This window comes from Streptomyces davaonensis JCM 4913, assembly GCF_000349325.1.
GTDB lineage: Bacteria > Actinomycetota > Actinomycetes > Streptomycetales > Streptomycetaceae > Streptomyces > Streptomyces davaonensis.
In genome coordinates this window covers 1,386,663-1,410,035 of record NC_020504.1, presented here as the reverse complement: position 1 = coordinate 1,410,035, position 23,373 = coordinate 1,386,663, and the positions used below count along the sequence as shown (strand labels likewise).

Sequence of the window (23,373 nt, the reverse complement as noted above, 5' to 3'; positions counted from 1 at the left end):
GGCGGTTTCCGGCGTGCGGTGGCTCCGCGGGCGCACTGGCCGGCACGACCACAGAGCACCGGGCCCACCCTGCCCGGGCCCGATCGCGGTGTCATCCTGGAGAGGACGGCCTCATCGGCCGCGAGCGGCCATGGACGAGGCAGCGATGAATTCCAGCGACCAAGGACGGGCGCAGGACCCGTCCGCAGCGCCCTCGGGCTCCTGGGCGGACCGTGCCGAAGACGGAAGTGGAGAGTGGCAGATCGGCCACTCCCTGGTGGGGCAGTTCCTGGCCCGGTCCCCGATCGGCATGGCCGTCATGGACACCGACCTGCGCTACGTGTGGATCAACGACGCCCTGGAGCGGCTCGGGGGCGTGGCCCGCGAGGAGCGCCTGGGCAGGCGGCTGAGTGAGGTGCTGCCACGGCTCGACGCGGCGGCCATCGAGTCGGTCATGCAGGAAGTGCTGGAGACCGGGCGGCCCGCCGTCGACGTCGAGTACCACGGTCGTACCAGCGCCGACCCCGACCGGGAACACGCCTACTCCACGTCCTTCTTCCGGCTGGCGGACGACTCGGGGGTCGTGCGGGGAGTCTGCTACATGGTCCTCGATGTCACCGACCGATGGCGCGCCCGGGAGCGCCTGTCCCTGCTGAGCAGAGCCGGAGCGTGGACGGCCAGGACGCTCGACGTCTTCCGCCTCGCCGAGGGCCTGGCCGAGGTCTGCGTTCCGGACCTGGCCGATCTGATCACCGTGGACCTCCTCGACTCCGTCCTCCAGGGCGAGTCCCCCGACAGAGCGCTGACCGGCGGCCAGCGGCTGCGGCGCGTCGCGGTCCGCAGCGCCGACGGCGGCGCGCCGGAGGGGATCGCGGTGGTCGGGCGCCCGGTGCAGTTCCCGCCGGGTTCACCCGGCGCGCGCTGCCTGGCAAGCGGAGCCCCGCACCGGGAGGCCGTGTCCGGGCCGGGGTGCGAAGGCTGGATCGCCGCCGACGCACTGCTCGGCCCGGCCGCACCGGACCTCGGCCCGTGCGCGCTGTTGCTGGTCCCGGTCCGGACGCACGGCCGTGTGGTGGGGATGACGACCCTGCTCCGACGCGCCCCGCGCGAGCCGTTCGACGAGGACGACCTCCTCGTGGCCGACGAGATCGTCGGACGGGCCGCACTCGGCGTCGAGAACGCCCGCCAGTACACCAAGGAACGCAACACCGCGCTGGCGTTGCAGCGCTTCCTGCTGCCGCGCCGGATCGCCGCGCAGTCGACGGTCGAGGTGGCGACGCGCTATCTGCCCTCGGGCGGCGGCGTGGGCGGCGACTGGTTCGACGTCATCCCGCTCTCCGGGGCACGAGTCGCCCTGGTGATCGGCGATGTGGTCGGACACGGCATCAACGCGGCGGCCTCGATGGGCAGGCTGCGCACCGCCGTACGCACCCTTGCCGACCTCGACCTGCCGCCCGAGGAGATCCTGGCCCATCTCGACGATCTGATGCTGGGGCTCATCGCCGAGGAATCCCCCGAGGAGCGTGGACAGGCACCGTCGGAACTCGGCGCGACCTGCCTGTACGCGGTCTACGATCCAGTGGCCCGCACCTGTGTCATGGCGCGGGCCGGTCATCCGCCGCCCGCGGTCGTCGGCCCCGATCGATCGGTGTACCTCCCCGATCTCCCACCGGGCCCGCCACTCGGCCTGGGCGGCCTGCCGTTCGAGTCCGCGGAGATCGAGCTGCCGGAGGGAAGCCTGCTCGCCCTGTACACCGACGGCCTGTTCGAGGTACGCGGGCAGGACCCGGACGTGGGTCTGGAGCGGCTCCGCGCGGCCCTGGCCAATCCTGACCGGCCTGTTGAGGACATGTGCGGCGAGGTGCAGAACACGCTGGAGGTCGAGGGACGGGACGACGACGTGGCCCTGCTGATCGCCCGCATCCACGGACTCGGGACCGACCGGGTGGCCTCCTGGGACATCGCCTCCGACCCGGCGGCGGTGTCCGGCGCGCGTGCCGTGGCAGGTCGGTGCCTGGAAGCCTGGGACCTGGGCGACATGGTCTTCACCACGGAGCTCCTGGTGAGCGAGCTGGTCACCAACGCCATCCGCTACGCCTCGGGTCCCATCCGGCTACGGCTGATCCGCGCGTCCGTTCTCACCTGCGAGGTCTACGACGCCAGCAGCGTCTCCCCACGGCTGCAACACGCACGCACGCTGGACGAGGGCGGGCGTGGTCTGTTCCTCGTTGCACAGCTGTCGCGGCGCTGGGGTACGCGGTACACCGCGGAGGGGAAGGTCATTTGGGTGGAGCAGGAGATTCTCTAGCCCGGTGGGACGTGCGCGGACCAGCGGACGGTACGGGTCCGTCCGCGAGAGCGGGAAGCTGTGGACGCACTGGCGCGTACCGCCGTCCTCCGCCCCACGGAACCGTGCCTGCACGGATGTGTCATCACCTGCTCCGCTTCCAGACTGACGTCACCACGGCACGTCGTCCGGCGGCCGTGGATCGACGTCCGGAAGGAAGCAGACGAGCGATCATGAAACGTACTCGGGGGAGGGCGCGCGGCTCCGTCGCGCTCGTGGTGGTTCTGGTTGTCGTCGGGCTGATGGCGACGGCGTGCGTCAGTGCCGGCAGGGTCGCGGTACAGGCAGTCGCACGTGGTGTGCCGACGGCATCTCCCTTCTTCAAGAAGGCGATCGGCCTCGGGGCGGACGTAGCTCTGGGCGAGGCGCTCAGCCACATCGGTGGTGAGGTACGGGGCGACGAACCCGGCCTGTACGGCGGGGCCAAGGACTCCGCCCGTTGCGACAAGGCGAAACTCGTCGACTTCCTGGGCAGGCCGGAGAACCGTCGCAAGGCCGAGGAGTGGGCCAGGGTCCAGCGGCTCGACAGCGTGCGCGAGATCCCCGGTTTCGTGAAGAAGCTGACGCCGGTACTGCTGCGGGGCGACACGCTCATCAAGAACCACGACTACAAGAAGGGCAAGGCGACGGCGTTCTACGCGCTGCTCGAAGCGGGTATCGCCGTCCTGGTCGACGAGTTGGGGCGGCCGGCCGTGCAGTGCAGCTGCGGCAACCCGCTCGACGCCTACGACCGCGATGTCGAAGGCGCGCAGGTGGAGTTCAAGGGCGACAACAAGAAGTGGGCCTCGTACGACGAGAAGAAGATGACCAAGGTGAGGCCCGCACCGGAACAGCAGCCCGTGGAGGTGTACGAGCTCGTCGACGTCGAGGACCCGGACACCGGTCTGGCCCGCGAGGTCGGCTCCGACGGCACCGACGACGAGGTCCTGCCCGAGTCGCCGTCACCGACCGGCGAACCGTCGTCCGAGGAGACGGCAACGTCGGTCGTGCTTCCCGAGGTCACGGGCATGCCGGTCGACCAGGCGCGCGAGCTGCTGGAGAGCCAGGGGATGCGGTCCGAGACGACCGAGGAGACGTCCGACACCCACGCACCCGGTACGGTCATCAGCCAGACTCCGCTGCCCGGTGAAACCGCTCCACCCGGCTCCGTGGTGACCCTCGTCGTGGCAAGCGGCCCGCCCCCGGTCACCGACCCTCCTGTGACGGAAGAGCCCACCGACGGCTCCGTTCCCTCCGCCGACAGCGCGGCGAGCGCCCCGGCCGCCGACTCCGGTGGCGCGACGGGCGGTTGACGGGGACGAAGAGCATCCGAGGGAGGATCGCCCATGCAGCGTGGGACGATGCTGCGGTGAGGGAGACGGTGCTCGTGATCGATGATCATGAGGCGTTCCGGGCCTCGGCGCGGCTGCTGTTGGAGGCGGACGGCTTCGTGGTCGTCGCCGAGTCGGCCACGGGCGTGGACGGGGTGCGGGCCGCCGACCGGTACGGCCCCGAACTGGTCGTGCTGGACGTCCGGTTGCCCGACATCGACGGGTTCGAGGTGGCCGGCCGGCTGGCACGGCTGGCCGATCCGCCCCAGGTCGTCCTGGTCTCCAGCCGTCCCGCCGCCACCTACGGCCCGCGCGTCGCGCATGCTCCCGTGCGTGGCTTCCTGCTGAAGAGTGAGCTGTCCGGTGCCGCACTTCGCCTCCTTCTCGCCTAGGGCGAGTCAGTGGCCGGTCATGGCCGCCATCGTGGCGATGGCGGCCATGACCGGCTTCGGCATCGCCTCCGAGTCCCTGGCCTTCGGCTGGGACCAGCCCGGACGATGGGCCCCTGATCTCCTCGTTGGCGCCACGTTCGCCGGTGCCGCCTGCTGGGCCTGGCCGACGGCGCGCGGCGCCGCGAGCCTGCTCGCACTCACCTCCGTGGCGTGGTTCGCGGCCAACGTCCAGCCCGGGACACTGTTGTTCTGGCACCGGGGAGCCCTGATACACCTGCTCCTCGCGTACCCCGGCCTGTGGCCGCGCTCCCGCGCCGCCCGGGCCGGTGTCGCGGTCGGCTACGCGGCATCCATCGGGAACTGGTGGCGATACGAGGCCGCAACCATCGTGCTGTCGGCGGCGGTTGCCGGCCTGCTCCGCCACGAGCACACCTGCACGGGCAGCCGCAGAGCACGGCACCGCCGAGTCGTCCTGTGGGCCGGTACGGCCCTGTGCACCGTGCTGGCCGCAGGCGCCGCGGCACGGCTGGCCGTAGGGGCGACCCCCCTGGCCATGGCACCCGCCCTGTGGCTGTACGAGGCGGCCCTGTGCGCGGTCGCCGTACTGGCGGCCCAGGGCATCCGTGGGCGGTCCGAACCCGCCACGGTGACCGACCTCGTCGTGGAACTCGGCGAGCACCGCTCGGGGTTGCTGCGCGAGGGCCTGGTGCGGGCACTCGACGACGACTCGCTGGTGGTCGGCTACTGGCAGGCGCCCCACGGGAATTACCTCGACCCGTCCGGGCGGCCCGTGAAGATGCCGGATGCCGCGGACGGCCGTACGGTGACCCGGATCGAGCGGGACGGCCACCCCTTCGCGGTACTCGTGCACGACCCGGCCGTCCTCGACGATCCGGCCCTCGTGGCAGCCGTGGAGTCCGCGACCCGGCTGACCGCCGCGCACGCCGCCCTGCACGCCGAACTGCGGGCCCAGATTGACGAGGTGAAGGCATCTCAGCGGCGACTGCTGTTCGCCGCCGACGAGGAACGGCGGCAGTTGGAACGGCGGCTGCACGAAGGACCCCAGCAGCGCCTGACCGCCCTGCGCGAGACCCTGCGCGCGCTCGGCGCGAAACCGGACGGGCCGGGAGCCGACGCCCTCGCACGGGCCGGCGACCGTCTCGACAGCACCACGGACGAACTGCGCACGCTCGCACTCGGACTGCATCCGCGCGAACTCGGAGACGGATTGAGGAGTGCACTGACGACCCTGGCCGCACGCCACTCACTGCCGGTTCGGCTCGACGTGGTCGACGAGCGCTTCGCCGGCGAGTTCGAGGCCGCCGTCTACTACGCCGTCGCGGAGGCACTGGCGAACGTGATCAAGCACGCGGAGGCGTCTCGGGTCGAGGTCGAGGTGCGGCGCGCGGACACCACCGTCCTGATCACCGTACGGGACGACGGTGTCGGCGGTGCCGACCCGAGCCGCGGCAGTGGTCTGAAGGGGCTCGCCGACCGCGTCGAGGCGCTCGGCGGCACCCTCGGCCTCGTCTCCGACCGGGGGACGGGGACCGTCCTTTCCGCCCGCATCCCCCTCACCCGTCGGTGAACGGGCGGACCCGGCATCCGTGCCAGCCACGATGCCCGGACGACACCAGGAGCCTACGGTCGGTGCATGCCTGAAAGGGGGGCCCGGATGAGCATGAGGTGGTGGGGTCGCCGGAGCGCTGCTGCGGTGCTGGCGGCGGCCGTGATGGCGGGTTGCACGACGGCGGCCGGGCAGGGGGACAAGGCCGGGGGGCCGGGCGCTCCGCGGGCGCTCACGCTCGCGAACGGCTATGCCAACCTGGACTACGAACCGGCCGTGGCGTACTTCGTCGACCGGGTGGACGAGGTGTCCGGCGGGGCGCTGCGGATCGAAGTGGCCCACGAGTGGGGCGACTTCGCCGTCGACTCCGAACAACGCGTGGTCCGGGATGTGGCGGCGGGCAAGGCCGACCTCGGCTGGGCGGGCACCCGGGCCTTCGACTCGCTGGGTGTACGGGGGTTCCAGGCGCTCACCGCGCCGCTGCTCGTCGACAGCCACGCCCTTCAGGGTGCCGTGCTCGACAGCGGCATTCCCGAGCGGATGCTGCCGGACCTCGAGCCGCTCGGCGTCACGGGACTGGCGCTGCTGGCCGATGGGCTGCGCAGGCCCGTGGGTGTGCGCAAGCCGCTGCTCGGACCGGCGGACTGGCGGGGGATCGCCTTCGGCACTGCCCGGTCCGAAGGACAGTCGAGCGCTCTGCGCAGCCTCGGTGCCGAGCCGTTCGAAGGGCTGGGCCCGATCCGCGACAGGGCCCTGGAACAGGGCCGGATCGACGGATTCGAGATGTACCTCATCGGCCACCGGATCAACAACTACGCCTTGCGCGCCCCGTACATCACGGCCAACGTCCACTTGTGGCCGCAGACGGCCGCGCTGATCGCCGACACGGACCTCCTCGACGGACTGACCCGCGAGCAGCGGGGCTGGCTGAGCGAGGCCGCCACGGACGCGGCCCGGCGCTCGCCGCGACTGTCGGACCAGGAAAGCGAATTGGTCGTGCAGCTGTGCGAGGCCGGGGTCCGGTTCGCGATGGCTTCCGCGGCCGACCTGAAGGGACTGCGGGCCGCTGTGCGGCCGGAATACGCTCGTCTCGGGCAGGACGGGCGTACCAAGTCCTTCATCGCGGAGATCGAGAGGCTGAAGGCGAAGCTGCCCCGGCAGCCGGCCCTCGACGTGCCCGCCGACTGCCTGGTCTAGGGCCTGTCGTTTGGATCAGGTCGGCTGTAAGAAGGGGGACGGGTCGGCGGGGCCGAGCGGGGGCGATGGGGGTACCCCCGCGCGAGGTTGTTCGAGCGTGGGGGAGCGTGCAGCTGCAAGGCGGAGGAGGGCGGCGACGCGGAGCGTCGGCAACCGACGACAACGCCGCAGATGCGCGTGCCAGACCCCGCGACGCCGGACTGATTCAAACGACAGGCCCTAGCAGGCCCGGTACCGCACCGAGGGGGAGTGTCGTGCCCGTACGTCTGCCGCGCCCGGGGACCGCACGGGCGGTGGTGTTCGTGGCGACGTCGGCCTACGCGGCCGGTGCCGCCACCGTCATGGCCGTCGGCACCGCGTCGGTGACCTCGTACGCGAGGGTGTCCACGCCGTTCGCGGCGGCCTCACTCGTGCCGGGGCTGAGTCTGCTCACGGCCGGACAGGTCCTGCGGCGCCCCCCGCTCGCCCGTGCCCAACTGCCCCTGCTGCTACTGGGGGTTGTCTGGCTGGCGCCGCTGTGGGCGGGCTGGCAGGGGGACACACCGGTGCGTTCGCTGCTGCACGCGCCCGGGGAGGGGCCGGCGCTGCTGCGCGTGATCGCCCTGGCCGTGCCGCCGTTCGCGGTGGGGGCGCTCGTACACCTCGCCGTGGCCGCGCGACCGGTCCGCCACGGACGGGCGCTGACCGTCGCCGCCCACGCCTCGGCCGGTGCGGTCGGTGCGAGCCTGCTGCTCTTCCACGATCCGTATCTGGACCCGCACTGCTGGCGCGTGTGTGCCGCCGGGCCCACGGTGCTGCACGCCGATCCCGGCCTGACCCGAGCGGTGCAGGCGGCGTCCGCGGTGTTCATCGTCGCGGTGGGCCTGCTGCTCGCTCTGGCGGTGGCGGCGGACGCGGCCGCCTCCCGGGGCGTACGGCACTCGCAGCGGTCGTACGTCCTGATACCCGTCGCCGTCGCGGGCCTCGCCGAGGCGGCGTACGCCGCGACGCTCCTCGCGCATCGGGCGGAGGACCCGGCCCGGCAGCCCTTCGCCGCGCTGTTCGTCGCTCGGGCCGCCGCCCTGACCCTTGTCGTCCTCGGTCTCGGCTGGTGGGCCGTGCGCCAGCGCCGCCGCCGGATCGCCGTCGCCCGGCTGGCCGCCGGACTGGGCGCCGCCCCACCGCCCGGTTCGCTCCGGGCTGCCCTGGCCGACGCCCTCGGCGACGCCCGGCTGGAGGTGCTGTACCGGCTGCCGGAATCCGACGGCTACGTCGACGCCACCGGCGCCCCGGCACGGCCCGCGGCCGATCGCGAGCGGGTGGTGACCGCGATCCACCGGGGCGGCGAGCCGATCGCGGTCGTCGTGCACCACCGGGCCGACGCCCACGACAGGCAGCTGGAGCAGCAGATCGGCTCCGCGGCCCGGCTCGCCATCGACAACGAGCGGCTGCGTGCCTCCCTGCTGGCCCGGCTGGCCCAGCTCCGCTCCGCGCGCGCCCGCATTGTCGAGACCGGCGACGAGGCACGGCGCCGCCTCGAACGCGATCTGCACGACGGCGCCCAGCAATGGCTGCTGGCCGTCACCTACGAACTGCGGCTCGCGCACAACGCCGCGGCGGCCGCCGGTGATCCACGCGCCCCCGAGCTGGCGGACGCCGTGGAAGAGGCACTCGCGGTCCTGGCCGAGCTGCGCGAGACGGCCCACGGCATCTTCCCCGTCGTCCTGCACGAGGCGGGACTCGAGCCCGCGCTGTGGACGCTCGCCGACCGGGCGTCCGTACCCGTGCAGATCGAGGCCGTGCCGCCGGAGCGGCTGCCGCACGCCGTCGAGCGGGCGGTGTACGCCGTCGTCGGCGCGGCCGTGGACGCCGCTCAGCGCCACAGAGCGCCCTTCGTCGAGGTCCGTGTCGAACGAGATGAGCCGAATGTGGTCGTCCACCTCCAAGGAGTGACGCTCGACCCGTACGATCGGGTCGCCGACCGGGTCGGCGCGCTGGGCGGGTGGATCGAGAACACGCAGGACGGCACACGGGTGGGGTTTCCATGCGATTAGTCGTGGCCGACGACACGATGCTCACCCGAGAGGGAATCGCCCGGCTGCTCCAGGACGCCGGCCACGATGTCGTGGGACAGGCCGAGGACGGGGACGATCTGGTCGCCCGGACCCGCGTGGCGCGACCGGACGCCGTGGTCGTCGACATCCGCATGCCGCCCACCCACACCGACGAAGGACTCGTCGCGGCCCAGCGCATCCGGGCCGAGCAGCCCGGGACCGGAGTGCTGGTGCTCTCCCAGTACATCGAGCCCAGCTACGCGCTCCGGCTGATCGAGGAGCGCCCCGAAGGCGTCGGGTACCTGTTGAAGGAGCGGGTGTCCGACGTGGCGGTCCTCACCGACGCACTGCGCCGGATCCGCGACGACGAGACAGTGATCGACCCCGCCATCGTCAGCCGGCTGATGAACCGCCGACGCCACCTCGACCCGCTCCAGGAGTTGTCGCCGCGCGAGCACGAAGTGCTCGGACTGGTAGCCGAAGGGCTGTCCAACAAGGCCATCGGGATGCGGCTGTTCATCACCGAGCGCACCGTCGAGGCCCATGTGACCCGCGTGTTCCAGAAGTTGGGCCTCGCCGACCACGCGGACGCGCACCGGCGGGTCCTCGTCGTGCTCACCTATCTGCGCGCCCATCCGGACGCCCTGCGGCAGCCGTGACGGCATCCCCGCCGCCCCGGGTTCAGAGGTAGCACGGATGCCGGCGGGACGGTCCGTCCGTAGCGTCGTACTGGTCGGCGGCACACCCGTCGTACCGGTAGGGACAAGGGGGAGGTGCGAACGGTGCGCCGATGGACGGGGGTCGCGCTGTCGCTGGTCGTGCTGCTCACGGGCGGCACGGCCTGCGGCAGCGGCGCCCGGGACGCGGGCGGCTGTGCGGTCGGCGTGGCCTACGGATGGCCGGGCCGCGGCGACAACTGGCTGAACGACCTGGCCGCGGCCGGCGTCGACGAGGCACGCGCGGAAGTGGGGCTGGGCCCACGGCAGGTCGTCGAGCTCTCCCCGGGTGACGAGGACACCGAAGACCACAAGGCGGAGCGGCTCCGGCAACTCGCCGCTGAGGGCTGTGACTTGGTCGTCGCGGTGAGCGGCGAGTACGCGGGCCCGCTCGCCACCGTCGCGGCCGATTTCCCCGCCGTCCGGTTCGCCGTCGCCGACGCCCGCGAGATCACCGGCCCCAACATCGCCAACCTCGTCTTCGCCGCACCCGAGGGGTCCTACCTCGTCGGCGCCGCCGCGGCCCTGAAGTCCCGCACCGGACGCATCGGCTTCCTGGGCGGCATGCGCACCCGCGAACTGGAGGGCTTCCGCGCGGGCTACACCGCCGGCGCGCTTGCGGTGCGGCCGGACGTGACGGTGGACAACGCCTGGATCGACGACGGTCCCGGCGGCTTCGACGACCCCGAGCGGGCCCGGCGCATCGCCACGGAGATGTACTCCACCGGCGTCGACGTCGTGTATCAGGCCGCCGGTCTCTCCGGGCCGGGCGTGTTCGACGCGGCCCGGAAAGCCGGCGGGCTGGCGGTGGGGGTCGACGTCGACCAGTACCGCACCGCGGCACCTGAGGTGCGGGACGTCATCCTCACCTCGATGATCAAACGCCTGGACCTGGCGGTCCGCCGGATCATCGTCGACGCCCACCGCGGCGACTTCCGGCCCGGAGAGATCCGTTTCGACCTGGCCAACAACGGCGTGGGCTACACGACTTCGGGTGGCCACGCCGACGACGTCGTGCCGCGCCTCGAAGCGCTCAAGGCGCAGATCGTGGCAGGCCGGATCAGCGTGCCGGCCCGCTGACCGCACGAAGGACGGAGGAACGGTACCGATGCGGGCAACGACACGGCTGGCCGCGGCAGTTCTCGGACTGACCCTGGCGGCGGGATGCAGCACCGGAGGAGCCGCCGACAAGGCGGGCGGCGTCGAGCCCGTGACGCTCACCGTCGGCACCGCCGAGCAGTCGGATTCCCCCGTCAGCGGGCAGCTCAAGGAGTTCGTCCGCCTAGTGGACCACCGCTCGCACGGCGCCCTGCGCCTACAGGCGGTCTGGGAGGCGCAGGACCCGCCCGGCGACGACTGGGACCAGCAGGCGCTGCGGCGGGTGGTGCAGGGCCGCCTCGACGCGGGAGTGATCCCGGCCCGCAGCTGGGACACAGAGGGTGTCACCAGCCTGCGGGCCCTCCAGGCGCCCTTCCTCGTGACCTCGGACGCGCTGGTCGAGCGGGTCGTGACGGACCCGCTCGCCGAGGACATGCTGGCCGGGCTGGAGCGCCGGGGCGTGGTCGGTCTCGCCCTGCTGCCCGAAGGGCTCCGCCACCCCTTCGCCTACCACCGACCGCTGCGCGGCCCGGACGACTACCGCGGGGCCGCTGTCCGCGTTCCGCGCTCCCAGGTCACCCACGACCTGTTCGAGGCTCTGGGCGCGTTCCCGGACGACTATCCGGGAGACGCCTTCGGCGACGCCGTGGACGCAGGAATCCTCGACGCCGCGGAGTCGACCTTCGCCTGGAGCGGCAACCTGCACACCCCGACGATCGCCACGGGCAACGTGACGTTCTTCCCCAAGGTGAACGTCATCGCCGTCAACCGGGCCGTGTGGCAGGGCCTCACGGACGGCCAGCGCTCCACGCTGCGCCAGGCGGCCGCCGCCGCCCGGGACTGGGCGCTCGCCAACGCCCCGTCGGACGAGCAGGACGCCAAGACGCACTGCGCCGCCGGCGGCCGGGTCGTGCACGCGAGCCCGGCCCAACTCGCAGCGCTGGAGCGGGCCGTGGCACCCGTCTACGCCTTCCTCGAACGGGACGCGCGGACGAAGGCGTTCATCCAACGCATCCGCACCCTCAAGAATTCGCTCCCCGCGGCGGACCCGCCGACGCCGTGCGGAGACGGATGACCACGACGGAGCACGCGACGACCACTCAGTGGGCCGTCGGCATCCAGACCCGCATGAACACTGCCGGGAACCGGCAATGCGGGGACCGGAATTGGTGGTGCAGCATGGGCTGCGGGGAGCACGTCAGAGGGTTTTGGTGCCGGGCACCGACAAGGGGGACGGGACCGTGCGGATGCGGACGCTTGTGATGGCCACCGTCGGTCTGCCCACCATCGTGCTCACGGCCGCCGTCGTCATGCTCGTTTGCTTCTGGCTCCTCGTCGCCGTGCGCCTCACCGCCGCCGACACCTTCGACGAGGACGCGGACCTGGGCCCATGGGGGATGGGCGGCGTCCCCGTGGCGGTCGCCCTGTCCCTGCTGACGTCGGTGGCCTGGCTCCTCAGCGTCGGCGGCACCCTCGCGCTGACCGCACTCGCACTGCCGGACCTCGCCGCCGGACTGCTGCGCCTGGCCGGCTGGAGGGCATGACTCCATTATGGCGGCCGGAGACACTGCGAGGGCCATGATGGGCGAGCTGGAGTCCGGAGCGAGCGGGGGCGGATCCCGGGGAGAGCTGGTTGCCGCAGTCTGCTCAGCCCTGAGCAGGACGGACTCTCGGCCTTGACGCTCTGCGCGTCTGTACGAAGGACAATGAGCCGAGAAACCGGATCTGACGAGGGCTCTTCTGGGATCCGCTCAGGCCGACATCTTTCCGATGGCGGATCACGTGACATGCCTGTCACTCAAAGATCCCGCGCCCGGCCAGCAGTCCCAGAGATACCTACGAGTCCCCTCCTGCCTCGCATTTGTGCAGTTCAGCAGGGGTTTCACGCTGCTTTTTTCTCAGCGCCTTCAGATGTCCCGGAAGAAGCCAGCCAGTGCCGTGACCTGCGGCGCCGTCTGTCGGACGTGGTCTACCGAGCCCTCCTCCGCGACGCCCAGACCAGCACCGAGCATGCTGACCTTACGCAGGCGGCCTGATTGACATATTGATCCGAAACTCAATCGGTTCTATTCGAGGATGTAGCGGACGTGCGGGCCGCCGAAGTAGCCGCGGACGATATGTGGCTGACGTTGGCGGCGGTGGAAGAACCTGCGGGTCTCGGCGGCGAGTTGGGCCTGGTCGCGGGCCCGGCTGTGCATGGGCAGACTCCGTTTGAGGTCGGCGTTGACCAGCTCGTCGGGATTCAGCTCCGGCGAGTACGACGGCAGGAAGTGCAGCTCGATCCGGTCCGGATGATCGGCCAGCCAAGCGCGGACCTTGCGGGATCGGTGCGCGGAGTGACCGTCCAGGACGAGGTGCACCTTGTGGTCGAAGTGGCCGACGAGCCGGTCCAGGAAGCGGCACATGACGTCGGCGTCGAAGGTCTCGGTGAACACCATGAAGTGCATGCGGCCCTTCGTGCTGATCGCGGACATCGCGTTGACGGAGAACCGGTTGCCCGTGCGGTGCACGACCGGTGTGCGGCCCCGCTCACCCCAGGTGCGGCCGGTGACCTGGTCGGAACGGATGCCGACCTGATCGGCGAAGAGCACCTCCCCGCCCTCGGTCTTCGCCTTCGCGCGGATCGCCGGCCAGGTCTCCTCCCGCCAGACGCGGACCGCTTCCGCGTCCTGCTCGACGGCCCGCTTGTCCGGGCGCTGGAACGACAGGCCCCAGCGGCGCAGGTACTTGCCCACCCCCTGTTCGGTCAGCCGCACCCGGTACAGCTTCGCGATCAGGCCCCCCACTCCCGCGCGCGTCCACAGCTGCCCGGCCAGCCCCAGGTCACAGGGGCGGTGATCCAGAACCGCCTGCCGGATCGCCTGCTGCTCGACCGCGTCGAGAACCTGATGCTCGCCGACCCGGCGTCCACGCGGCTGAGCCACGAGCGCCTCGCGCCCGCCGGCCAGCCACTTCGCCCACCAATTGTCCACCGCCTTGAGCGAGACCCGGAACACCGCCGCGACATCCTCACGGTCCCGGCCCGCCACCAACGCGGCCACCGCTCGCAGTCGAAGGGCCTCCTGAGCCGACGGCGACAACTGCCTTGCGTCCCCCACCAGTTCACTCACGCAGGGATCAACGACCCAGAACATCTACCGTTTCGGATCAATAAGAAGAAGTCTACTCGCGCGATAATTCTCACTATCACACGAGACTCAGGTTCCTCAACAAGGTAAAGAAGAGATCCTCTGCGAATGGGTCGGCCTCCTTTTGGAAGATCTCGGCCAGCGGGGCCGTTGCCACCTGGCGCCCCGTCAAGCGAGCCCAGATGACAGCGTTCTCGGTAGCTCGTTCCGGTGTCAGCATCCAGTCCTCCAGTTGCTGCCCGTCTTCAGCCAGATAGCGCGCCATCGCTTTGGGACTCAGACAGGCGGTCCAAGCCCCATTGCTGGAGTCGGCCGCCTCGATCACCACGCAATCGCTGTCCATCACAAATCCGACAAGCGCAGGCTTGCCGGTTTCCTCGGCGAGGGCAACAGCCAGGTCATCGGCCTCAATGTCAGGCTCCGCCGGATGTTCCCAGACCTGCCAATCTCCCGAGAGGCGTCGATTAAGCGTCAACTCTGGGATCGCCCGTGTACAGGCCAGGTCGCCAAGGGGGGACGCAGATTCGGCAACAGTGAAATATCCCCAATATCCCATTGAATCTCCCGTATCGCTGTTCTGTCAGATGCCGCGCCGGATACCGCGCATATCCTACCGCTGCCCAGCGAACGGCCCCCTCCTGCCGTGGAGTGAACAGGAGAGGGCCGTCACGACTTACCGATCACTCATTCACGGAATCACTGGAACAAATATCGGGCCACCGACAGGACTCGTGGGCGTCCATGGATTGTTTGACCAGTCGTGATTGGTGATGTTCCTGTGCCACCAGTCCCGGAATTTGTCCAATCTGCTCGGACCCGGCTCCTTGACAGGCTCCTGAACCGGAGCCGGAATAACGATGGGCGGGGGCGTCGCCCTGGTGGCGGTGTAGACGATTACACCCTGGTCTGTCGGGTGGGACTTAGCGACCACCGTCTGGTCGGTCTCCTTGACGTACCCGACTGCGGGCATCGACAGATCGAAGCCCGGCACGATGTCGAGGCCCTTGTAATCAGGGTCCTGCTTCATCCGCTCGATGTATCCGGCCAACTCTCCCTTGCCGGTGCTTGCAGCGCCTGCACTCTTCACCTCCCACACGAAGAGGTTGCTGCCCTCCCTGTAGCAGATGTCCGCACGGCCGGGGTTCCCTGTTCCGTTCTTGCTTGCCTTTCCGACTCCACACTCGGTTTTTACCTGGAACGCGGCCCAGGGATTGCCAGTACGCATCATTCCTTGCAACCGGATCACGGAAGCCGCGGCGTCCCGGGCCCGGTTGTGCCTTGACGCGTTGTACTTCCACGGCTTGTCATTCTTGTTGATCGGGTTCGGCGTACGGTTGATCGTGACGGCCGTGCAGCCCCTGGCGCCCTCGCACATGGCATCGACCGACGTGTGACCGTCGACTTCGATGCCCGAAATGGGGTTGCCGCCGGTGAAGGCGTAGCGGTTCTGGGTGTATGGGTCGGTGCCGAGGCCCATGTCGGCGAGGGCGCCGTTGTACATGTCCCGGGTGGTGAAGCGGTTCAGGCCGGGGTTGTAGTCGCGGAAGCCCATGTCGTAGGTGCCGGATTGGGCGTCCCAGCGTTTGGCGTTGTAGCGGTAGGCGTTGTACGCCTCCTTCGTCGGGTCCGAGGCGTCGGGTTTGTCGATGCCGGTGTACTCGGACTCGTTGTCGGAGCCGTAGGCGGTGTAGCCGTACGTCGCCTTCGTGTTGCCGCCTGCATCCGTCAGTGTTTCGACGTCGGTGTGGCTGTTGTAGCCGTAGTAGCCGGACTCGGTGGTGCCGTCGGTGTTGTGCTTGATCTGGGAGAGGCGTTCGCCCCAGGGGCTGTACTGGTACGACTTGGTCAGCTCGCCGGCGACCTTCTCGTCCAGGACCTCCGAGGATAGGCCCAGGTAGGAGAAGTCCGTGGTTTTGCCGTCGGCTGTCTTGGAGGCGGTGCGGTCGAGCGGGTCGAAGGTGTACGTCGTTGCCTTCAGCGCGCCGGTGCTGTCCGCCTTTTCGGACTTGATGACGTGGTCGAAGCCGTCGTACGTGCTCCGCTCGATGATCTGCCCGGCCGAGGTGACTGATTCCTGGCGGCCGAACGGGTCGTAGTTGTAGTTCGCCGTGGAGGTGCCCACGGTCGCCTTGAGCAGGCGGTTGCGGTCGTAGTCGTAGGTCGTTGTGACGTTCTTGACGGTCTGGCGGATGACGTTGGCGTTGTCGTCGTGGACGTAGGTTTCTGTGCCTGCGCCGGTGCCGGTCTTGACCGCTTCCTTGAGGCGGTCGGCCGGGTCGTAGCTGTAGTTGGTGGTGGAGTCGAGGTACGCCGTGTTGTTGTCGGCGTTCATCTTCTTCGCCACGTCCTGCGCCTTGTTGCCGTTGGCGTCGTAGGCGTAGGTGTGGGAGGCGACCAGGGTGGTGCCGTTGGCCTTCTTCTCGGTCGTCGACTTCAGTGCCGCGTCGAGGTAGTAGGTGTAATCGACGGTGTTGCCGTTGGCCTTGGTCTCCTTGAGCTTGAGGCCGCGGTCGGTGTACGTGTACGAGGTGACCTTCGGGGCGCTGTCGGTTGCGGTCTTGCCGACCGACACCGTCTTGACCAACTCGCGCAGGTCGTAGGTGTACTTGGAGTACTGGTCGGGGTGCGTGACGGTTTCCGGCTGGCCGTTGGCGTCGTAGGTGTACGACGTGGCCTTCTTCTCTGTGCCGGACAGGGCTTCGGTGACCTTCTGGACCTGGTTGAGGCCGGTGTAGGCGACCGTGTACGCGTCGATCTTCGCCGTCGACGAGGTGTCGTCGATCTTGGTGAGGTTGCCGTTGAGGTCGTAGGTGTAGGCGAAGGTGTTCTTCTCCGTGTCGGCCGGGTCGCCGGCCGTGTCGCGTACCAGCTTCACGCCGTCCGCGACGACGACACCGCCGGTGTTCTGGAACAGCTGGAGCTTGGCCGCGTTGCCCTGTTTGAAGGTGTACGAGCCCAGCGCGACCCAGGTGTTCTGGTTCGCTGTCGCGTTCTGGTCGAGGGTCTTGTCGGTTGTCCCGCCCTCGTGGGTGACCGTGTACTTCGCCGAAGTGGCCGCGCCGGTCACCTTCGGGAGCTTCACGTATGCGGTGTACGTGCCGTCCTTGGGGATGTTGAGGGTCCAGGTGAAGGCGTCCGTGCCTGTGCCTGCCGTGTGGGTGCGGTGGTTGTAGCCGTGCTGGCCTGTCACGTCACCGGTGGCCCAAGTCCCTGTGGAGGACGTGTTCTGGGTGTCGGAGTTGTCCACCAGGACCACCGACTTGCCGACCGGGACTCCGTCGTCCGCGCGGGACTTCAGGGAGCCGTCGGGGTAGTGCGACCAGGTCATCGTGCGGTCGGAGGAGCCGCCCGCCGAGGTCAGGGTCCGCTTGGTCTGCTGGCCGAGTTCGTTGTAGTCGTAGGTGGTGGCGATGTCCCACGGGTCCGTGGAGGACTTCACCCAGCCGTTGTCGAAGTAGTCGAACGTGGTGTCGTTGCGGACCGTTTCGCCTTCCGACGGCGGCAGCGAGGTCTTCTCGACCCGGCCCACCTCGTCGTAGACGGTCTGCGTGTACACGTTGGCGTTGTTGTGGCGGGAGTCTGCCGGGTCGTACGGCTGGAACTGCTTGACCGGGCGGTTCAGGGCGTCGTACTCGGTGCGTGCCGTGAACGCCGTGGTCGTGCCCGCCGCTACGGCCCGTGGAGTGATGACCTTGGTGGTGTTGCCGACCTGGTCGTACTCGAACTGCGTCGTGCGGTAGGTGATCGACGTCGTCCCGGAGTGCGGGACCTTGACCTCCTTCTGCATGCCGCGCTCGTCGTAGGTGATGGTCGTGGTGTTGTTCTCCGGGTCCGTCGTGGAGAGGACCAGGCCGTCCTTGTCGTAGGACTTCGCGCTCGTCTTTCCGGCCGCGTCCGTGACTGATTTCACGCGGTGGTTCAGGTCGTAGACCGTCTTCGTCGTGAAGTCGGTCGTGTCCGTCGTCGCGTTCTTCTTCGGGTCAATGACCTCGGTGACGTTCCCGACCGTGTCGTACTCGTAACTGACCTTGTCACCCGCCGAGTTGAGCACATGGTCGAGCTGGTAGATCTCGTTGTAGTGGTTCGTGGTGACGTAATCCGTCGCATCCCCGGTCGTCGCCGTGCCCTTGGGCTCCGTCGTCGTCTTGAGGTTGCCGACCTTGTCATAGGTGTACGTCGAGGCGCGTGGCGCGGTGTTGCTGTTGGCCGGTGCGGTCGCCGAGGTGATCTGGTCGGCGTCGTCGTACACCGCTGTGGAGACGGCGCCGTTGGGTGCCTTCGACGAGGTGACGTTGTCGTTGGCGTCGTAGACGGGCGCTTCTGTGGTGATCAGGACACCCGAAGCCTGGTCCTTCGGCACTGTGTTGACCGTGGGGCGGCCGAAGGTGTCGTACTCCTGCGTGGTCTTCTTGCCCAGCGCGTCCGTGGCCTCGCGGACCTGGCCTCGCTCGTCGTACACGTACGTCGTCGACTCGGTCTTCGCGTCCGTAATGGTCGCCGGGTAGCCGGTGGGGCCGAAGTCGCTGTAGCTGGTCGGGTTGCCGTTGGCGTCGGTGGCCTTGGTGAGCTGGCCGTAGGAGTTGTAGTCGTACTTTGTTGTGTAGTCATCGGCCGTCGCTGTTGCGACGCCCTTGGGGTCGGTGACCGTCTTGAGGTTGCCGAAGGTGTCGTAACTGAACTGCCAGGCTCGGCCCTCGGGTGAGGTTTTGCGCCACAGGTCGGCGGAGTAGCCGTCGGCGCGGGTCTGGTACTCGTACTTTGCTGCGGTGGCCGGCCACTTGGTGGGGTCGGTCACGCAGGTGGTTGTCTGGTCGGGGACGCCGGTCTTGTTGTTCTCCGCGTCGCGCTGCCAGAGCGGGTAGCCGGTCTTCTGGTCGTAGCAGTACGCGGTCTTGGCGCCGTTGTCCTCTTCCAGGTAGGTGACGTTGTTGTCGGCGTCCCAGCTCATCTTGGTGGTCTGGGACTTGGCGTTGGTGGTCTGTACCGGGCGGCCGAAGTCGTCAGTGACGTACTTCGTCGCGTGTGCCTCGGCATCGGTCACCGTCGCATCGGTGAACTCTGTGTTTGTCGCGTTCGCCGCGTACGTGAAGCCCGTGTCACCGCCGAGACGGTCCGTGATCGTCTTGGTCCACCAGTGGTACTTCGGGTTGTCGCCGGCCGTTGGGGTGTTGTAGGCCAGTGAAGTGCCATTGCCCCGTGGGTCGGTCACCTTGACGAGTTTGACGTTCTTGTTGCCCTGGGTGGCGTCGTAGGTGAACTTGAAGGTCTTGGGCTGGGTGGAGCCGTTGCCGTCGACCATACGGCCCAGCAGGCCCTGCTCGGTGTAGTAGAAGGAGATCTTGCGGCCGGAGATGTCGGTGAGGGACGCGATGTGGTCGTAGATCTTGGGGTTGTTGAGGTTGGTGCCGGTGACCTGGGCGCCGGTGTCGTTGATGTACGAGTAGGTCGCGTCGCCCTTGAGCCAGTAGCCGACACGCAGAGACTTCCGGCCCGCCGGGTCGGTGATGTACTTGAGGAACTTCGTCGGCTTGTTGTTCGACTTGCGTTCCTCGTAGGTGTACGTCTGCGTGTTGCCGTTCTTGTCGACGACCGACGTCATGTAACCGTCGCAGCCGAACAGGAAGCGCGTCCCGTCGGGCCGCATCAGGGTCCAGGCGTCCGGGACCGGGTCCTTGTCCGGCGTGCAGTCCAGGCCCGGCTTCGGCGTGAGTCGGTAGTGCACGCCCGCCGGGGCCTTCCAACTGCCGTCCGCCTGCTTGCGGAAGACATGCGTGGTGCCGTCGCCGTCCGGGAGCCGGACTTCGGTCGGGTTGGGGTTGGGGTGGAAGTCCAGCGGGGCACCCAGGCGGATCGGTCCGGCCAGCTGTGCCGACCAGCCCGCGCCCGACACCGTGTCGGAGGTGTCCAGCGAGTTGTACGAGAACCGGGCGAACGTGGTCAGGCCGCGGCCGGGGTTGGTGAACGCGTTGTACGACCACACGCTGTTGCCCGAGGCCAGGTTGTTCATCACTGTCGAGCCGGCGCCGGTGTTCTTGCCGGTGTAGGCGTAGAACTTCTCCAGGCCCAGGCTGTTGGAGGTGGCGTCCTCGACCGCCACGTTCTGCTTCAGCGGCGGGATGCCGCCGGTTCCGGCGGACAGCCAGCTGCCGTCGGACACCTTTCGCACGTCCCAGCCGAGGACGTACTCGGTGCGCTTGTTGCCGGAGTCGGAGTTGATCGGCGTCTTCACCTGCGCCTTGATCGTCGCCGACTGGCCGGGGGCGAGGGCCGGGATCGCTGTGGACGCCTGGTTGCCACCGGTGGTCTCATCGGTGCCGTCGGGGAGTTTCCAGGTGTAGGACAGCTGCCGCTCACCCGCCGCCCAAGCGCCCGACGTGGTGTTGGTGACCGTGAAGTCCACCGTGTAGGTGGAGTTGGGGGTCATCCGGGCCGGGGTCTGCGGCGTGTAGTAGGTGTCCTCGGTCGTGGAGTCGACGTAGATCACCCGCAGCAACGGGCCGATCTGCCAGTCGGCGGCCTCCGAGGCCAGGAACACCGTCTGCTCCTGCGGCCCCGAGGCGGATTCGTCCGCGAGCTTGACCAGCGCGCCGTGGTTGGACGACGGGGTCTTCACCCAACCCTGGGTCAGAGACGTGGCGTTCCAGTCGTGCCGGCCGACGTCGTTGGTCCACCACGGCTCGTAGTCCGAGACGAGGGAGGAATAGTCGCCGCCCGCACTGCTCCACGCGGTCGACGCGGTGGCGTTGTTCCACGTTGTCGACGTCTCGTCGAAGCCCTTGGTCAGTCCGTGCAGGTTGTAGCGGGCGCCGGTGTTGGTGCGGGTGGTCTCCGCCCCCCACATGAACAGCGTCGAGTCGATCACCGTGCCCGTGGCCGGGATGGCGGCGGTGTCGAACTTCATCACCGCGCGGGTCTTCTCGGTGCTGTTCGTGGGCGTGTTGTTGCCCACGCTGAGCCATTGCTGGCCCACGCCGTCGTAGGTGATGGTGTCCTGGTTGGTGGTCGGCTTCGCGGACGACAGGGTCGCGTCCGTCACCGAGCTCGTGCCCTGGATGAGCCGCATCGTGCGGCCGGCCTTCGGTATGCCGACGATTCGGGTCGGCGAGCCGAGCAGCTCGCCGTTCTGCGTCTTCACCGCGATCTGGTAGTAGTACGAGCGGCCGATCTCCCCGCTGTAGGAGTCCGGGGTCGGCGTGGCCGTGGTGTCCGTGTAGGTGGTGGCCGTCGTGCCGATCGGCGCCACCAGCGTGGCGGCGGACGGGGTGAACGCCTGCTGCGTGGAGCGGTGCAGTTGGTACTCGACGATGTCCAGACCGCTGTCACCGGTGGTGTTGGAGTACGGCTTCCACGACAGCTCCGGGCCCGTACTGTGGACCACGGTGGGCGAGTTCAGGCTGGCGCCGACCTTGCCGTAGGTCACCGTCAGCCGCGGAATGGTCGAGGTCTCACCGCCGTAGAGGCCGTCACCGGCCTCGTAGCGCGGACCGCCCAGCGCCGTCGCGGCCAGCGTGTCGTCCTGCGCCTGTAGAACGAAGCCGTTGTTCGGCTGGGTGCCATTGACCCACTGCTGCACGGTGTTGGTGACCGGGAAGTTGTGCCACTGGCTGTACTCGCCCTTGTTCTTCACGATCTGCGCCGGATTCGTCATCCGTATCGCATCGGCGATCACCGCCGAACCCGCCGGGCTCGCGGTGTCGCCCAGCACCACCTTGTAGCCGGTGCCGCCCTTGTTGAACTGGAGCTGTTCGCCATCGCCCAGCGACGCCCACACACCGTCCGCACCCGCCGTCTGGTCCACGGTGTACGTCTTCGAGCCGCCGTTGTAGTGCACCGTGTACGGCGCCGCAGTGGTCCGGTTGCTCGATGCCACATAGTGCGCGGCGATCCGGTAGGTGCCGGTGTCCAGCACCGGTGTCTGCCACGTGTGGGTGTCCCCGGAGACCGAGTCCTGGTTGAACCGGTAGTCCTGGTTGACCGCGTGCTCCTTGAGCGCCGCCCCCGAGTACGGCCAGGAACCCACCGCCGCCGTCCCCGCATCGCCGTCGTCGAACAGCTCCGTGGTCCCGGACAGTTCACCGGACAGCGCGCTGGTGGAGGACCAGGTCGCCGTGTCTTCGTTCCAGGGGCCGGTAGCCCGGTGCACCTCGATGGTGTTGTCGTTGGCGCCGGTGGTGTGTGCTTGGTCGAAGTACATCTCCAAGCGCGCCGAGTCGAGATCCACATTCGCGGGGATGTCGTCCAGCGGGAACTGGATCAGGGAGCGGGCGATGCCGGTGTCGGTCTTGCCCGCGGACAGCTTCCAGCTGGTGTTGAAATTGGTCGATGGCTGGTCCGAGAGGACCATGACATCCTGAGAACCGGACGGCGACGGTGCGATCGTGATTGTCGGGTCGATCACCACCGGGTACTGCCGCTCCTTGGCGGCCAGCCACTTCGCGTCCGGCGTGACCGTCAGCTTCCAGGACTTGCCGTCCTTCATGAGCTTCTGGGCGACCTTGGTGCTGTAGGTCTGGCCGAAGACGGAGGAGTCCGCCTTCTTCGCGTCCGTCATGTACGGCGCCGGAATCACCATCACCGGCGTGTTGGGCAGCGCCCCGTACAGCGCGATCGAGCCGTCCTTACGCGCCTTCGGCACCAGACCCTCGGTGTCCAGCGTGAAGGTGAACTTCACCGGGCCGTCCGGGCGTTCGGCCAGGACGATGTTCTCCTTCACTCGGCCCGCACCGACCACGTACTGAAGATCCGCGCCATGGATCGCGTCCCGGTACGTGACCTCAGAGCCCTTCGCCACAGGCTTCAGCGCGCTGCCTGCATCCTCCAGACCGAGGGTGACCGACCGGCCGTCCGGTGACTTGAAACGCACCAGCCGGTCCGCATCCGAACCGAACCAACTGCGGCCCTCGTTCGTCGTGTTGGCGAGGACGAAGCCCTTCGCACCACTCTCACGCACCCGGGTGTCGATCGACTTCCACGACTTCCCTGACCTGTACGAGGTCGGCGCCGCCGACAGTTCCGCCTCGATGCGGCCGTCGGAGAGCTCCCAGAAGCGGGCGCTCGACGTACGCCTGCCGGTGACTTCGCGGACCCGCTTGGCGGGTGGCCGAGACTTTTCCTTCGGCAGATGCTGCCGGTCCGCGACCTCCAATTCATCGTGCGACGGCGGCTCTTCAGCGCGGCCGTCATCGTCTTCTTCCTCATCCGTGAACCAGCCCTTGAAGGTGTCGAGAATTCCCTTCTCTTCACCGCCCGAGTCGGACGCGGCATAGGCCACCTGGGGCAGCGCGGTACTCATCACCGCAGCTGCCACCAGGCAAGCTATCGTTCTCCCCAGTCTGGGTCTCACACCAAACCTTCCCGAAGAAGCTGACCAAAAATCGCCGCCCGTGACCTCATTTTGAGCACGGTAAAAGGGTCGCGAGCAGCGGCGCCGGGTTTCTAATCAAGTTGCTGACGCTGAGTCAAGTCAGCGGACAACAGGGACAGTTGACGATGAATCGGAGAGCGGTCGCCCGAAATGTCCGCACGCTGGAATTCGCGCATCGGCGTCATGTATAAAGCGCACCGTCCCGGCCGAAGTCCGGTCCAATCTCTATTTCCGAAGGGGAC

At 68.7% G+C, this 23,373-nt stretch carries 13 protein-coding genes; 10 read left to right on the top strand and 3 right to left on the bottom strand.

Features of this window, described 5'->3' with window-relative positions; translation table 11 throughout:
• The first annotated feature begins 145 nt into the window (after positions 1–145).
• From BN159_RS06220 to BN159_RS06175, 10 genes are all read left to right on the top strand, one after another.
• Positions 146–2,287: a SpoIIE family protein phosphatase gene (locus tag BN159_RS06220; RefSeq protein ID WP_015656070.1), complete on the top strand. Its 2,142-nt coding sequence runs from the start codon at positions 146–148 to the stop codon at positions 2,285–2,287.
• A 212-nt stretch (positions 2,288–2,499) separates the two neighbouring features.
• Positions 2,500–3,618, top strand: coding sequence for a PASTA domain-containing protein (locus tag BN159_RS06215; protein WP_015656069.1), 1,119 nt, complete (start codon positions 2,500–2,502; stop codon positions 3,616–3,618).
• Positions 3,619–3,692: 74 nt separating this feature from the next.
• Entirely contained in the window at positions 3,693–4,028 is a 336-nt protein-coding gene (locus BN159_RS06210; protein WP_197541372.1) for a response regulator, read from the top strand.
• Positions 4,029–4,047: 19 nt separating this feature from the next.
• A complete protein-coding gene (locus BN159_RS42750) occupies positions 4,048–5,616 on the top strand; it encodes a sensor histidine kinase (protein ID WP_015656067.1) in 1,569 nt (522 codons plus the stop codon).
• A gap of 66 nt (positions 5,617–5,682) precedes the next feature.
• Positions 5,683–6,792 carry a TRAP transporter substrate-binding protein gene (locus BN159_RS06200; protein ID WP_078598759.1) on the top strand — a complete coding sequence of 370 codons (1,110 nt, stop codon included), beginning with the start codon at positions 5,683–5,685 and terminating at the stop codon, positions 6,790–6,792.
• A 254-nt stretch (positions 6,793–7,046) separates the two neighbouring features.
• Positions 7,047–8,825, top strand: a complete 1,779-nt coding sequence (locus BN159_RS42745; RefSeq protein WP_015656065.1) for a histidine kinase — start codon at positions 7,047–7,049, stop codon at positions 8,823–8,825.
• Positions 8,816–9,484: a response regulator transcription factor gene (locus BN159_RS06190; RefSeq protein WP_015656064.1), complete on the top strand. Its 669-nt coding sequence runs from the start codon at positions 8,816–8,818 to the stop codon at positions 9,482–9,484. The genes BN159_RS42745 and BN159_RS06190 overlap by 10 nt, the downstream gene beginning before the upstream one ends.
• Before the next feature lie 123 nt (positions 9,485–9,607).
• The gene (locus BN159_RS06185; protein ID WP_015656063.1) at positions 9,608–10,621 is read left to right on the top strand and encodes a BMP family ABC transporter substrate-binding protein; all 1,014 of its coding nucleotides are present in this window, start codon (positions 9,608–9,610) and stop codon (positions 10,619–10,621) included.
• 28 nt (positions 10,622–10,649) lie between these two features.
• Positions 10,650–11,714 (top strand): TRAP transporter substrate-binding protein, encoded by a 1,065-nt coding sequence (locus BN159_RS06180; RefSeq protein WP_015656062.1) that lies wholly within the window; start codon positions 10,650–10,652, stop codon positions 11,712–11,714.
• 172 nt (positions 11,715–11,886) lie between these two features.
• Positions 11,887–12,183 carry a hypothetical protein gene (locus tag BN159_RS06175; RefSeq protein ID WP_157901077.1) on the top strand — a complete coding sequence of 99 codons (297 nt, stop codon included), beginning with the start codon at positions 11,887–11,889 and terminating at the stop codon, positions 12,181–12,183.
• 522 nt (positions 12,184–12,705) lie between these two features.
• Here BN159_RS06175 and BN159_RS06170 read toward each other — a convergent pair.
• The 3 genes from BN159_RS06170 to BN159_RS06160 all read right to left on the bottom strand — a co-directional run bounded on the left by BN159_RS06170 (position 12,706) and on the right by BN159_RS06160 (position 23,059).
• Positions 12,706–13,749: an IS630 family transposase gene (locus BN159_RS06170; protein WP_197541366.1), complete on the bottom strand. Its 1,044-nt coding sequence runs from the start codon at positions 13,747–13,749 to the stop codon at positions 12,706–12,708.
• A gap of 76 nt (positions 13,750–13,825) precedes the next feature.
• Entirely contained in the window at positions 13,826–14,323 is a 498-nt protein-coding gene (locus BN159_RS46920; protein WP_015656059.1) for a hypothetical protein, read from the bottom strand.
• A gap of 132 nt (positions 14,324–14,455) precedes the next feature.
• On the bottom strand, positions 14,456–23,059 hold the full coding sequence (locus tag BN159_RS06160) for a golvesin C-terminal-like domain-containing protein (RefSeq protein ID WP_015656058.1): 8,604 nt from the start codon (positions 23,057–23,059) through the stop codon (positions 14,456–14,458).
• Positions 23,060–23,373: the final 314 nt, after the last annotated feature.

Bases quoted from the DNA above. Each gene is read 5' to 3' on its own strand.
- BN159_RS42750 (WP_015656067.1), top strand. From the start codon at position 4,048: ATGGCCGCCATCGTGGCGATGGCGGCCATGACCGGCTTCGGCATCGCC.
- BN159_RS06200 (WP_078598759.1), top strand. From the start codon at position 5,683: ATGCCTGAAAGGGGGGCCCGGATGAGCATGAGGTGGTGGGGTCGCCGG.
- BN159_RS06175 (WP_157901077.1), top strand. From the start codon at position 11,887: ATGCGGACGCTTGTGATGGCCACCGTCGGTCTGCCCACCATCGTGCTC.
- BN159_RS06160 (WP_015656058.1), bottom strand. From the start codon at position 23,059: ATGAGTACCGCGCTGCCCCAGGTGGCCTATGCCGCGTCCGACTCGGGC.
- BN159_RS06215 (WP_015656069.1), top strand. From the start codon at position 2,500: ATGAAACGTACTCGGGGGAGGGCGCGCGGCTCCGTCGCGCTCGTGGTG.
- BN159_RS06190 (WP_015656064.1), top strand. From the start codon at position 8,816: ATGCGATTAGTCGTGGCCGACGACACGATGCTCACCCGAGAGGGAATC.
- BN159_RS06180 (WP_015656062.1), top strand. From the start codon at position 10,650: ATGCGGGCAACGACACGGCTGGCCGCGGCAGTTCTCGGACTGACCCTG.
- BN159_RS06220 (WP_015656070.1), top strand. From the start codon at position 146: ATGAATTCCAGCGACCAAGGACGGGCGCAGGACCCGTCCGCAGCGCCC.
- BN159_RS46920 (WP_015656059.1), bottom strand. From the start codon at position 14,323: ATGGGATATTGGGGATATTTCACTGTTGCCGAATCTGCGTCCCCCCTT.